The sequence below is a fragment of the Deltaproteobacteria bacterium genome, from assembly GCA_026129095.1.
Lineage (GTDB): Bacteria > JAGRBM01 > JAGRBM01 > JAGRBM01 > JAHCIT01 > JAHCIT01.
This window is the reverse complement of record JAHCIT010000002.1, coordinates 407,721-420,085: the sequence shown is the minus strand read 5'-3', so window position 1 is coordinate 420,085 and position 12,365 is coordinate 407,721. Positions and strand designations below refer to the sequence as shown.

The 12,365-nt window shown below is 59.3% G+C and carries 11 protein-coding genes; 6 read left to right on the top strand and 5 right to left on the bottom strand.

The annotated features are described in order from the left end of the window. Positions 1-135: 135 nt before the first annotated feature. The gene (locus tag KIT79_04350) at positions 136-591 is read left to right on the top strand and encodes a response regulator (protein MCW5828530.1); all 456 of its coding nucleotides are present in this window, start codon (positions 136-138) and stop codon (positions 589-591) included. 6 nt (positions 592-597) lie between these two features. Here KIT79_04350 and ppk1 read toward each other — a convergent pair whose 3' ends face one another. After that, the gene (gene ppk1 / locus KIT79_04345; GenBank protein ID MCW5828529.1) at positions 598-2,814 is read right to left on the bottom strand and encodes a polyphosphate kinase 1; all 2,217 of its coding nucleotides are present in this window, start codon (positions 2,812-2,814) and stop codon (positions 598-600) included. Positions 2,815-2,884: 70 nt separating this feature from the next. Here ppk1 and queF point away from each other — a divergent pair, with 70 nt between their 5' ends. The 5 genes from queF to KIT79_04320 all read left to right on the top strand — a co-directional run bounded on the left by queF (position 2,885) and on the right by KIT79_04320 (position 8,499). Next, positions 2,885-3,355: a preQ(1) synthase gene (gene queF / locus KIT79_04340; protein MCW5828528.1), complete on the top strand. Its 471-nt coding sequence runs from the start codon at positions 2,885-2,887 to the stop codon at positions 3,353-3,355. A gap of 87 nt (positions 3,356-3,442) precedes the next feature. Next, positions 3,443-4,165 carry a tetratricopeptide repeat protein gene (locus tag KIT79_04335; GenBank protein MCW5828527.1) on the top strand — a complete coding sequence of 241 codons (723 nt, stop codon included), beginning with the start codon at positions 3,443-3,445 and terminating at the stop codon, positions 4,163-4,165. 30 nt (positions 4,166-4,195) lie between these two features. Continuing rightward, positions 4,196-5,197 (top strand): hypothetical protein, encoded by a 1,002-nt coding sequence (locus KIT79_04330; GenBank protein ID MCW5828526.1) that lies wholly within the window; start codon positions 4,196-4,198, stop codon positions 5,195-5,197. A gap of 39 nt (positions 5,198-5,236) precedes the next feature. Beyond that, complete coding sequence (locus KIT79_04325) at positions 5,237-7,624, top strand: hypothetical protein (protein MCW5828525.1); 2,388 nt, start codon at positions 5,237-5,239, stop codon at positions 7,622-7,624. A 50-nt stretch (positions 7,625-7,674) separates the two neighbouring features. Then, positions 7,675-8,499, top strand: a complete 825-nt coding sequence (locus KIT79_04320; GenBank protein ID MCW5828524.1) for a MoxR family ATPase — start codon at positions 7,675-7,677, stop codon at positions 8,497-8,499. On the opposite strand, the gene KIT79_04315 is transcribed toward KIT79_04320, so the two are convergent. From KIT79_04315 to KIT79_04300, 4 genes are read right to left on the bottom strand one after another with little or no spacing between them, the layout of a single operon-like run. Then, complete coding sequence (locus tag KIT79_04315; protein MCW5828523.1) at positions 8,496-9,566, bottom strand: sulfate ABC transporter ATP-binding protein; 1,071 nt, start codon at positions 9,564-9,566, stop codon at positions 8,496-8,498. The two genes, KIT79_04320 and KIT79_04315, sit on opposite strands and share 4 nt — an antisense overlap. Next, a complete protein-coding gene (cysW, locus tag KIT79_04310) occupies positions 9,566-10,471 on the bottom strand; it encodes a sulfate ABC transporter permease subunit CysW (protein ID MCW5828522.1) in 906 nt (301 codons plus the stop codon). Before cysW ends, KIT79_04315 begins: the two co-directional genes overlap by 1 nt. A gap of 28 nt (positions 10,472-10,499) precedes the next feature. Continuing rightward, on the bottom strand, positions 10,500-11,339 hold the full coding sequence (gene cysT / locus KIT79_04305; protein MCW5828521.1) for a sulfate ABC transporter permease subunit CysT: 840 nt from the start codon (positions 11,337-11,339) through the stop codon (positions 10,500-10,502). Continuing rightward, positions 11,336-12,337: a sulfate ABC transporter substrate-binding protein gene (locus KIT79_04300; protein ID MCW5828520.1), complete on the bottom strand. Its 1,002-nt coding sequence runs from the start codon at positions 12,335-12,337 to the stop codon at positions 11,336-11,338. Before KIT79_04300 ends, cysT begins: the two co-directional genes overlap by 4 nt. Positions 12,338-12,365: the final 28 nt, after the last annotated feature.

Genomic DNA, 12,365 nt, shown 5'->3' with positions numbered 1-12,365 from the left:
TTCTGTGCTTTTTTGGTGATGCGGCGCGTTAGCCTGATGCAGGCGCGAGAATTGCCCTATGGGGATTTAATTATTAAAATGCAAGGAGCTTGGTGTTTTGACCGCTCCAAGTGCTTGCTCGAGGGTAGAACTGACATGACCGGGCATAAGAAGCTGTCGATACTTGTTGCTGATGACTCCAGTGTCGTCCGGCAGCTTCTTGATCTCTGGCTGCACAAGATCTGTGCCTGTGATGTGGAAACAGTTCCCGATGGTCTTGTCGCCATCCAGCGGATCAATCGGGCCCGCGACGAGGGCCGAAACTACGACCTCGTGATTACCGATCTCGCCATGCCGAACATGAATGGTATCCAGCTGGTCGAGCGCGTGCGAAAGCTCTACGCGCCAGTGCAGCTTCCTGTCCTTGTTCTCACTACCTTTGCCGGTTCCGATTACCGCGAGCAGGCTGGCCGTGCAGGAGCGAGCGATTACCTCACCAAGCCACTCAGGTATTTTGAACTGCTCCGGGCGGTCCGGAGACTTTTCCCAGGCGAGTATGACCGTCCCGCTCCAGAGGGACATCCGTCGTTTCGTACGGCGATGGCGGGATAGTCCCGCCTATTTTTCCGGCTCCATCTGGCTGAGCGGACGTACTTCGAATGGGGTTTTCTGCTGCACCGTCTCTGGTGTCTGGCGGGCGATCTCCATGAAACGGAACTGGCTTCGCCATTCGGGCTCATCGGCTTTCCGTTCCACCCGGCTCCAGATACCATCCGGCTTCAGGATACGCGCCTTGATATTGTCGGCCAGCACGCCGGCGAATATCTCGTCAAGGATGCGGGTCCGGATGGCGGGATCTTCAATCGGAAACATCGTCTCTACCCGCCGCACGAAATTCCGTGGCATCCAGTCTGCGCTGGAACAGTAAATCTCCTTCGTTCCGCCTGCCTCAAAACAGAAAACCCGGCTGTGCTCCAGAAAGCGGTCAACGATACTTCGTACCCGGATGTTTTCTGACAGGCCGGGCACGCCGGCCCGCAGGCAGCAGATTCCACGGATGATGAGATCAATGGCGACGCCGGCCCGTGAAGCCCGGTAAAGAGCCTGGATCACCAGCGGATCGACCAGCGCATTCATTTTAGCGATGATCCTGGCCGGCTTGCCGTCGGCGGCGTTTCTGGCCTCCCGGTCGATCAGTTCGATCACTTTTTCCCTCATGCCGAGAGGCGCCACGGTCAGCCGGTGCCAGGAGGGGGCGCGGCCGTAGCCGGTTAGGAGGTTGAACAATGCAGTCGCATCCGCTCCGAAGGCTTCCTTGCATGTAAAGAGGCCGATGTCACCATAAATCTTTGCTGTAGACGGGTTATAGTTTCCCGTACTCAGATGGACGTACCGGCGTATCTGGGCCCCTTCCCGGCGGACTACCAGTGCTACCTTGCAGTGGGTCTTGAGGCCAATGAGACCATAAACAACATGGACGCCGGCCTTTTCCAGCGCCCGTGCCCACTTGATGTTCGCCTGCTCGTCGAACCGGGCCCGGAGTTCCAGCAGGACCGTTACCTGCTTTCCGTTCTCGGCTGCCCGCTGAAGATTGGCAATCACCGGGCTGTCGGTGCCTGTTCTGTACAATGTCTGCTTGATGGCGAGCACGTTCGGGTCGCTCGCCGCCTGGCGGATGAACTCGAGAACAGAGTTGAAGGACTCATAAGGATGATGAAGCAGTATGTCGCGTTTCTGGATGGCGTCGAAAATGGAGGAGGCATCTTTCAGGTGAGGTGAGACGGGCGCGTTATAGGGGGGCTCCCGTAATTTCGCGACTGATTCAAGGCCGTATAACGCCATAAAATCAGCCAAATGGAGCGGCCCCTGAACCGCATAGCAGTCCTCCGGGTCCAGATGCAGGGCGGTTCGCAGCCGCTCAAGGATTTCGGGATCGGCATCTGCGTGATGCTCAAGCCTGACGGCAGCCCCGCGGTTGCGGCTCCGGAGCTCCTTTTCTATCGCCACCAGAAGGTCGTCGGCCTCGTCCTCGTCCACATCCAGGTCGGCATTCCGGGTGACCCGGAACGAGAAGGTTGAAATCACCTTGAGGCCAGGAAACAGGTTGGCGGCCTTGAAGGCGATGAGATCGCCCAGCAGGACGAACTCCGTCAGGCCCGGTTCCGTCTCGGAAAGTTTCACCATCCGGTCCAGCACGCCCGGTACCTGCACGATGGCCAGCGAGGTTTCGCTGCGCCGTCCGCGGCCTGCCCCCCGGAGCGCCACGGCGATATTCAGCGACTTGTTGAGAATGTGCGGGAACGGATGGGCCGGATCGACGGCAAGTGGCGTCAGGACCGGGAACACGATATCGGAAAAATATTTCTCGACGAATTCCTTCTGTGGGCCCTGGAGATCCCGGACCTTCCGGACCCGGATCCCCGCCTTTTCCAGTTCCGGCTGCACGATATTCCGGAAGCAGTCGTACTGGATGGTGACCAGTTCATGCGTCCGGGCGGAGATGCGGCGGAGCTGTTCCTGCGGAGAAAGTCCATCCGCATTCCGCTCCTCGACACCGGCCTGAAGCTGTTCCTTGAGGCCGCCGACCCGGATCTGGAAAAACTCGTCAAAATTCGAGCTGACGATTCCCAGAAACTTGAGGCGATCCAGGAGCGGTGTCGTGTCGTCCAGTGCCTCTTCGAGCACACGGGCATTGAACTCAAGCCACGATAGCTCACGGTTGATGTAGCAGGAGGAATCGGAGAGATCGGGATAGCTGGCGGCCTGTGCCGGTATGGTTTCTGTGGGTGCCTTCAGGGCGGGCTCTCCTCGTAAGAACTCGTCTCCGGCGAGTATAGGCTAGCGTGTGTGACAAAACTGTGCCATCCGGCCATGATTTGCGAACATGGAGAGGAGCACTCCCGGTATGCCGAAAAAGTCCCGGACTCAAAAAGGGAACAGTTCACAATTACCGTTGCACCCGCTTGAGCGATTTCCGAACCCCTCAAGGGAGCACTACGAAATCCGGATGACCTGTCCGGAGTTTACCTGCCTGTGCCCGAAGACCGGTTTTCCCGACTTCGGCACCATCTGGATACGGTACGTACCGGACCGCTGGTGCGTGGAACTGAAATCCCTCAAGCTGTACATCAACAGCTACCGGAACGTGGGCAGCTACCATGAAGGAGTCACGAACCGGATTCTGGGTGATCTGGAGTCGCTGTTGGCACCGGCGTTTATCGAAGTGACCGGGGATTTCAACGTACGCGGCAATATCAAGACCGTCGTCACCGTCCGGCGCCAGAAAGTCCGGGTACGGATTCCGGGGTTCATTCCTGCCGCCCGGCCGGAAGCCGGGCACAGGGACGACGTGGTGGCGGGGAAGGCGAGAGGGTAATTATCCTCGTCCCTTTGACGGGCTTGCGCCTGTCGCGGTAATGGACCGGTACACAGCTGGTTTCACAGGGGAGCGCAGGCAATCACGATGGATGCTGACACCAAATCCGTATATCTGCAGGCAAAGACGCTGTTCGAGGCGAAGAAGTATGACGAAGCCGAGCCGCTCCTCGACTCGCTGGTGAAAGGCAGCCTCAAATATGCCGATGTCTATTACATGCTGGGTGTGATCGCTCACTCCCGTGGCCGGTTCGAGCAGGCGGTCAAGTTCCTTGAGCAATCGATCGAGATCAATCCGAACTACATGGAAGCGGCCCTGAACCTGACGGTGATCCTGAACGATCTCGGCTATTACCAGCGGGCCCATGACGTTTACCAGAACGCACTCTCCACGGCGCGCAAGGCCGGACAGGGCCGTTTGGACCCGATGGTGCTCTCCAAGCTCGCCAACATGCATGCAGAGCTTGGGGATGTATACCGGAGTCTTGGTGAATATGGAGAAGCCATCAACGAGTACGAAAAAGCGGTAAGGCTCCGGCCCATGTTCGTGGACGTGCAGACAAAGCTGGGAATCTCGTTCCGTGAAAACGGGGAAATCCAGAGATCCATTGAGCAGCTCCGCGTGGCCCATGGCCTCAATCCGGCCTACCAGATGGCTTCGCTCAATCTCGCGGTGTCGCTCTATGCCGCCGGTGAGTATGCTGAATCGGCGAAATCGGCCGAGCTCGTGCTGAAGGTGGACCCCAAGCACAAGGAAGCCCTCCTGTACAAGCGGATGGCCGAAGAAGCCCAAGTGGCGAAAAAGAAATAAAAGGCCGTCGCCGGAGGGGATCTTATGCCGATGACTCAGAACGAAATAGACAACCTGGTCCGGTACGATCCTTCCAGCGATGCGGGACATGTGGAGAGTTACTTCCTCAAGGGCAATCATCCCGTCGAACCGGTTGCTTGGTGGCTCAAGTTCACGATCTTCCAGCCCGACGGGCGGCCTGAAAAGGCCACGGCGGATGTCTGGGCCATCGTCTTTGACGGCAAGACGCATGACCATGTGGCTGTAAAGGAGTCATATCCGGTCGGAAGCTGCGAGCTTGGCCGGAGCAAGGTCGGTATCCGGTTCGGTGACAGCACGTTTACGACCGGCCTTACTCGTGGCGGCGCGAAGACCGGCGATAACCGCATTCACTGGGATCTCGCCTTCGATCCGGTGGGGGAGACGTTTCACCATTTTCCGAACGAGAAACTTTACCAGACGAAGGTGCCCTCATCGAAAGCGCTTTCGCCCTATCCGGACACCCGGTTCCGTGGCTGGATTGAGGCCAACGGACGGCGGCTCGACGTGTCTGGCTGGAAAGGAATGCAGGGTCACAACTGGGGGAGCAAGCACACGGACCTTTACGCCTGGGGCCATTGCTCGCTGTGGGATAGTGGCGAAGACGACACTTTTTTTGAGGGTTTTACCGGAAAGCTGAAGCTTGGCCCCTTGTGGACTCCGCCGGTGACGCGTCTGTTTCTCCGTTACAGGGGGAAAAACTATCCGATGCTCTCGCTCAAGGGGACGATTTCGCCCGGCTGCCGGATCGAGACAAACCGGTGGACCTTTGACGTGGAGGCAAAAGAGTACCGGCTGAAGGGTTACATGCAGTCTTCCAAGGACGATATGGTCGGTTTGTATTACCACAATCCAAAGGGTCCGCTTACGCATTGTCTCAATTCCAAGATCGCCCACTGCGAACTGACGCTGACCGAACGTGGAAAGAAGATTGTGGAACTGGCGAGTTCCCATGCTTCCGCTCTTGAAGTCGCCACGCATGACACGGACCACGGCGTGAAGATGCGGGTATAAAGACTGACTGGCTTTCCACCGGGATCACCGGAAGAATCCATGACTACCATTCTGCGACGGTCGGTGCTGCCGCTGGCGTGTATTGCAATCGTTATCGGCATCCTGTTCGGACCGTTCTTTGTGGAAGGCCGGTCGCTGTTCAGCCGGGACAACGGTGTCAACTTCATTCCCAATTTTCACTATTGGCATGGCCGGATGTCGGCCGGAGAGTTTCCCCTGTGGAACCCGTATGCCGGGGCTGGCATTCCCTTTGCCGCCGATCCCGTGCAGGGGGTGTTTTACTTTCCAAAGCTGCTGACGCTGGCCGCGTCCGATTCTGTCAGTGCCTTCAATCTGCTGGTGTTCGCCCATCTGGTTGTTGCCGGCTGGGGAATGGCCTGTCTTCTGCTGGCGCTTGGTCTTCGCCGTAAGGCCTCACTGGTGGGCGCCCTTGTTCTCGCCTGTTCGGGGACATTCCTGACGGGTACCTGCCTCGGCCAGTTTCTTTTTGCCCAGTCATGGATGCCCTGGTTCCTGCTTGGAGTGAGCCGGACTCTTGCTTCCGGCTTTCGATCTGCCGGCGCCATTCTTCTGATGGTGGCAACCGGCACGCTGGCAATGCTGGCGGCGGATCCCCAGACCTTTATCCTGAATGCGGGCATGGCGGCCATTTTTGTCCTGACATGGCGTAGCCCGGATGCCGCCGCCGGAGGGGGCGGCTGGAATGGCTCCAGACCGCTCCGGGCAATCGCTTTGGTCACTGGCCTCTTGGTCGTGGCGGTCTGCATCTCGGCGGTCCAGTGGTTCCCGGTCGCTCTGGTGGTTCCCGAAGCGGCCCGTGGGCAGTCCGGATTCAGCCTTGCACTTGCCAGCGCCGGCGCTCGTCCCTGGTTCCGGTGGCTGGATCTCGTGCTGCCTGGAATATGGGGGCACGATCTTGGGGATTCCAACACGATCTGGCCCGTGCGCCTGATCGAACCGCCCTATGGGACCCTGTATTTTGCCAGTGGATATCTGGGCGCAGCATCGGTTTCCCTGGCTGTCCTCGGCCTGCGGGTATCTCGCCGGTTCAGAACCCTTTTCTGGTTCGCCGCCGCTGTTACGGTGCTTGGCGGATGGCTGTGCATGGGACCCCATGCACCGGCCGATCTTTACAGGTTTTTTTATCAGTTTGTTCCCGGATGGGACCGGTTCCGGAATCCCGAACGGGCCCTTCCGTGGTTCACCTTCGGCATGGCGATTCTGGCCGCGCTTGGCCTGCAGGCAGTTCTGGAATCGTCGCTTCGCATCCGGCGGTGGCTGGTATATGCGGCGGCCGTGATGGTGATCCTTTTCGCCGTGCTCGTGCTGACGGACTGGCTGGCGGTATTTCAGGCATGGATCCCGGCAATAGATTCTTCAGTTGAAACCGTCGTATGGGGTTCGGTCACCCACGGGGCAATAGTGCTGGTTACACTGGCCGTGCTTCTGTTCCTTTTATCCCGGCAGCCACGGTACGCTGGCGTTCTCGTTCTCGTTATAGCCGCTGACTTGCTGGCCCATGGAACCAGTCTGGTGAACTTCACCCGGAGCCGGTCAGACTTCCGGTCCGTGCCGGTCCAGTTTGCCCATATTCTCGCGCAGTATTCATCCGCCGGAAAACCGGTGGTCCCGCCGCGGATTGCACTGCCAGGTGTTCTTGCGGGGGTTCCGCCCGGCCCCAGCTTTACCATGCGCTCCTTCGAGCACCAGGACCGGGAAACCATACACTACGAGTTCGGCTCGCTTTATGGGTTCAGCTCTCCGTACACCATCAATTCGCTGGTCAGCAGGCGTCTGGTCGAACTGTCGCGGGAGCTGTGGTCTGACCGCTATGAAGTGCTGCAGGGAACCTTGGCCCGGATCTATCCGCAGGAAGACAGGAGCGGGCTCAGAAGCTTCCAGCCGGCGTTTCAGGCGGGGAGTCAGATCATCTTCTGGTCCAGGGGAAATCCGGCGCGGGTGATATGTCCCCGGGAATGGATTCAGATACCGGACGGACGTCAGGTGGTGGATCGTCTCGCTGCTGCTGATCATGGCGCCGGATGGGATTTTGACCGTATAGCCTTGGGCCCTTTTGGCGCTGACGGCCACCGTGAAACCGTGCCGGAAGCCTGTGATATCCTGGAATGGTCTCCCGAGCGTTACGATATCCGCATGCGGCAGGCAGAGCCGGGACTTTTGGTATTACGTGAAACCTACATGCGGGGCTGGACGGCGAACCGGATTTTGCCCGGCGGAGCCGAAGTGCCGGTGGACATCCTGCCGGTCAACCATGCGAATCAGGGTGTCATGCTGGAGGCTGGGGAAACCATCGTCCGGTTCCGGTACCAGACCCCCGGACTGCTGACCGGGGCTGCGGTATCCGCCGTGTCGGTGCTCGTGGCAATGGCTATCGCCATTTTCGCCGCACGCCGCCGGCCGGAGTAACGTGTCCCGGGTAGCTTCCCCAGCCCTTCATCTGCTAGGGGAATAGGCCTATGAAAAAACCGGCTTTTGGAAGTACGGAACGGTATGTGGCGAGCACGGAGCTATCGGCCATTGTGGATGTGGCGGTGGTGCTAGGGCGCCCGCTGCTCATCAAGGGTGAGCCCGGCACGGGAAAAACGCAGCTTGCCCATGAAGTTGCCAGATCGCTTGGAAAGCCATTTTTCGTCTGGAACATCAAGAGCACGTCGAAGGCCCGCGAGGGACTTTACACCTACGACACGGTGGCACGGCTGAACGATTCCCGCTTCGGGGACCGGGATATCCGCGACATCCGCCAGTACATCAAGCTGGGACCGCTCGGCCAGGCGTTCGCCAGCCATGAGCAGTCGGTCCTGCTGATTGACGAGATTGACAAGGCGGAGCTGGAGTTCCCCAACGACCTCCTTCAGGAACTCGATGAAATGTCATTCGACATTCCCGAGACGGGCGAGCGCATCCAGGCGAAGGTCAGGCCCATCGTCATCATCACATCGAACGCCGAGAAGGAACTCCCTGACGCCTTCCTGCGCCGCTGTGTGTTTCACTATATCGCGTTTCCGGAGCCGCCGCTCATGGAGGAGATCGTCCGCCTTCATCATCCTGGAATTGAGAAAAAGCTCCTCGACGCCGCCCTGAGGCGGTTTTACGAAATTCGCGATCTCGCCAATCTCCGGAAAAAACCCTCGACCAGCGAGCTGATCGACTGGCTTCAGTGCCTGGTGCGGGGTGGTCTCAATCCTGGCGACCTTGAGAAAGACTTTCCCTATCTTGGGGTACTGCTCAAGAAGCAGCAGGACCAGCAGGTGGTCCAGAACGGCAAGGCGAGCGGCTATTAGATCGTAAAGTCCTCGGCGAATACCCTGGGATTCCGGACACCCACGAAAACGGTATCGCCCTCGCGTGCCTGGACCTCCCGGTAGCGGTCATGGGAGAGTTCGGCATCCACTAGACCCCCGCCGTCACGGCGCTCGAGTTCGAGCCGCACCACCGGACCCACGGCACGGACGTATTTCACCACGGCTTCAATGTCAGCGGGCGACGTTGCCTGACGCCGGACGTCGATATCGTGCGGGCGCACGTACGCGACGGCGGCTGCACCGTCTATCCCTCCGGAACCGGTCATTGAGATTCGCAGATCGCCAATTCTGGCGGCGTCACCTTCGAACCGTCCATGGAAGAGATTGACGTTTCCGAGAAAGCTATAAACGAACGGATTGGCGGGATGGGCATACACTTCGTCAGGCGCGCCCACCTGTTCGACTTTCCCCTCGTTCATCACCACCACCCGGTCAGCGACCTCGAGGGCTTCTTCCTGGTCATGGGTGACAAACACGCTGGTCACATGGACTTCGTCGTGAAGCCGCCGGAGCCATCGGCGCAGTTCCTTGCGTACCTTGGCATCCAGCGCGCCGAATGGCTCGTCGAGCAGAAGTACCTTCGGCTCCACGGCCAGCGCACGGGCGAGCGCCACGCGCTGCCGCTGTCCGCCGGAAAGCTGTGAAGGATAGCGGTCTGTAATCCACGGGAGCTGGATCAGTTCGAGCAGGTTGCCCACGCGCTCGCGGATGCGGGCTTCCGGCGGCCGTTCGTTGCGTGGTTTCACCCGCAGCCCGAACGCGATGTTCTCGAAGACCGTCATGTGCTTGAACAGGGCATAGTGCTGGAACACGAAGCCGACTCCTCGTTCCCGGGCATGGCGCTGCGTGGCGTCCTCGCCGTGGAAGTGGATCGTGCCGCCATCTGCCGCCTCGAGCCCTGCAATGATACGGAGCAGCGTGGTCTTTCCGGACCCCGAAGGCCCCAGCAGGGCGACGAGTTCCCCGTTGGGTACGTCAACGGAGACGTCATCCAGAGCCACGAAGTTTCCAAAGCGCTTGGTCAGGTTCCGGATTTCGATGCTCATCAGGCGGCCTCCCCGTGCATGTCCTGCCCGTTCCCGGTGATCTGCTGGTGATGGCGCCATTCGACGATGCTTTTCACCACAAGCGTCACCAGTGCCAGCACCGCCAGCAGCGAAGCCACGGCAAAGGATGCGGCAAAGCTGTATTCGTTGTAAAGGATTTCGACGTGAAGCGGAATCGTATTCGTTTCCCCCCGGATATGTCCTGAGACGACGCTCACTGCACCGAATTCGCCCATGGCCCGCGAGTTGCACAGGATCAGGCCGTACAGAAGTCCCCATTTGATGTTCGGAAGCGTCACGCGCCAGAACGTCTGCCAGCCGTTTGCGCCGAGCACGATGGCCGCCTCCTCTTCGTCGGTTCCCTGCTCCTGCATGAGCGGGATCAGTTCCCGCGCCACGAACGGGAACGTCACGAATACCGTGGCCAGGACGATGCCAGGCACAGCAAAAATGATCTGGATGTCCCGCTCGATCAGCCAGGGGCCGATGATCCCCTGTGCACCGAACAGCAGCACATAGATCATACCTGCGATCACCGGCGAGACGGCGAACGGCAGATCGATCAGCGTCAGCAGGATGTTCTTGCCCCTGAACTCGAACTTGGTGATGGCCCACGCGGCGGACAGCCCGAAGACCATGTTCAGCGGCACAGCAATGCCGGCGGCCATGAGTGTCAGGCGTATGGCCGACAGGGTATCCGGCTCGCGGACGGCCTCAACGTATGTCTCCAGTCCCTTCGCCAGTGCCTCGTAGAAAACCGATACCAGCGGAAGGACCAGAAACGTCAGCAGAAATCCGATGGCAGTAGCTGTCAGTAGCCAGCGCACCCAACGTGGCTCAGTCGTGACAGCCCGCCTCTGGACGTGTCCGGAAATGACGGGCTTCAGTGATACGGTTCCTGCCATGACAAGCTTACCCTGTGCTCCCCTTTCCTCAAGCGTGCCGGTTGGCGGCCCACCACTGAAGCAGGTTGATGACCAGCAGCATGACGAACGAGGCAATCAGCATGACCATCGCTATGGCCGTCGCCTCGGCGTATTCGAACTGCTCAAGCTTGGTCATGATGAGAAGTGCGGTAATCTCGGTTTTCATCGGCATGTTGCCGGAGATAAAGACCACGGAACCGTATTCGCCAAGTGCCCGGGCGAAACTGAGCGCAAAACCCGTGAGGATCGGCGGCCACAGGCCCGGGAGGATCACTCGCCAGAACGTCTGCAGCCGGTTCGCTCCCAGGCTTAAGGCGGCCTCTTCCACCTCTGTGTCGAGATCCTGAAGAACCGGTTGAACGGTTCGCACGACGAATGGCAGGCCGATGAAGGTCAGGGCGACCATGATGCCCAGTGGCGCGAAGGCGACCTTGATACCGAGCGGTTCCAGATGCCGGCCCATCCAGCCGTTTGCCGAATAGATGGCTGTGAGCGAGATGCCCGCGACCGCCGTCGGAAGTGCGAATGGAAGGTCTACGATCGCATCGGCCAGCTTTTTTGCGGGGAACTCGTACCGCACCAGAACCCAGGCGACCAGGGTTCCGAACAGGGCGTTCAGCAGGGCCGCACCGAGGGCCGTGCTGAAAGTGAGCCTGTAAGATGCGATGACCCGCTCGGAAAAGACCGTTTCGGAAAAAGTATTCCAGCTGAGAGTCGCGGTTTTCAGGAAAACGGTCGAAAGGGGCACGAGCACGATCAGGCTCAAGTACAGGATCGTAAAACCCATGGTGAGCCCGAATCCGGGGATCACGCTTCGCTCTTTCCATCGTGTTGAGGCTGCGGTCATTTTCTGAGGTATATCTGGTCGAAAGTTCCGTTGTCGGCAAAATGGTCTTTCTGCGCCTTTTGCCATCCGCCGAACGCCTCGTCGATGGTAAACAGCGGAATCTTCACAAACTGGTGAGCGTATTTGGCCGCCGCCTGTTCACTGCGGGGGCGGTAGAAGTGTTTTCCGGCGAGATCCTGGCCCACGTCCGAATACAGGTAGTTCAGGTAGGCTTCCGCGACTTTCCGGGTTCCCTTCCGGTCTACCACCCGGTCTACCACGGTTACCGGAGGCTCGGCGAGAATACTGACGCTCGGCGCCACGATCTCCAGTTTGTCGGCACCGAACTCCCGGATGGCCAGAAACGCCTCGTTTTCCCAGGAGATGAATACATCGCCAATGCCCCGCTGGACAAAGGTCGTGGTCGATCCCCTGGCGCCGGAATCGAGGACCGGTACGTTCCTGTAGAGGGCGGCGACGAACTCTTTCGCCTTTTCATCGCTTCCATACTTGCGGCGGGCGAACTCCCAGGCGGCCAGATAGTTCCAGCGTGCACCGCCGGAAGTTTTCGGATTTGGCGTGATGACACCCACACCGGGTTTTACCAGATCATCCCAGTCCCTGATCTGCCTGGGGTTCCCCTTGCGGACGAGGAGCACAATGGTGGACGTGTAAGGCGCACTGTTGTGCGGGAGCCGCTTTTGCCAGTCTGCTGGAAACAGCTTGGCCTTTGCAGCGATCTCGTCGATATCGTATGAAAGCGCCAGCGTCACGACGTCGGCCTGCAGGCCATCGATGACCGACCGCGCCTGCTTGCCAGCGCCGCCGTGCGACTGCCGGATGCGGATGTCCCCGCCCCCCTGGCTTTTCCAGTATTTCTGGAACTCGGCGTTGTACTCCAGGTACAGCTCACGCGTAGGATCATAGGAGACGTTGAGGATCTCCTGCTGGGCGTACGCATTGCTGGTGAAGAATGCTATGGCTGCAACTATGGTCTTATAAAGAGTGCTGAGTTTCATTTCGGGGTTCCTTTTCTAGGGTAAAACG

Bases quoted from the DNA above. Each gene is read 5' to 3' on its own strand.
- KIT79_04320 (MCW5828524.1), top strand. From the start codon at position 7,675: ATGAAAAAACCGGCTTTTGGAAGTACGGAACGGTATGTGGCGAGCACG.
- KIT79_04335 (MCW5828527.1), top strand. From the start codon at position 3,443: ATGGATGCTGACACCAAATCCGTATATCTGCAGGCAAAGACGCTGTTC.
- KIT79_04315 (MCW5828523.1), bottom strand. From the start codon at position 9,566: ATGAGCATCGAAATCCGGAACCTGACCAAGCGCTTTGGAAACTTCGTG.
- KIT79_04325 (MCW5828525.1), top strand. From the start codon at position 5,237: ATGACTACCATTCTGCGACGGTCGGTGCTGCCGCTGGCGTGTATTGCA.
- KIT79_04350 (MCW5828530.1), top strand. From the start codon at position 136: ATGACCGGGCATAAGAAGCTGTCGATACTTGTTGCTGATGACTCCAGT.
- cysW (MCW5828522.1), bottom strand. From the start codon at position 10,471: ATGGCAGGAACCGTATCACTGAAGCCCGTCATTTCCGGACACGTCCAG.
- KIT79_04330 (MCW5828526.1), top strand. From the start codon at position 4,196: ATGACTCAGAACGAAATAGACAACCTGGTCCGGTACGATCCTTCCAGC.
- KIT79_04300 (MCW5828520.1), bottom strand. From the start codon at position 12,337: ATGAAACTCAGCACTCTTTATAAGACCATAGTTGCAGCCATAGCATTC.
- cysT (MCW5828521.1), bottom strand. From the start codon at position 11,339: ATGACCGCAGCCTCAACACGATGGAAAGAGCGAAGCGTGATCCCCGGA.
- queF (MCW5828528.1), top strand. From the start codon at position 2,885: ATGCCGAAAAAGTCCCGGACTCAAAAAGGGAACAGTTCACAATTACCG.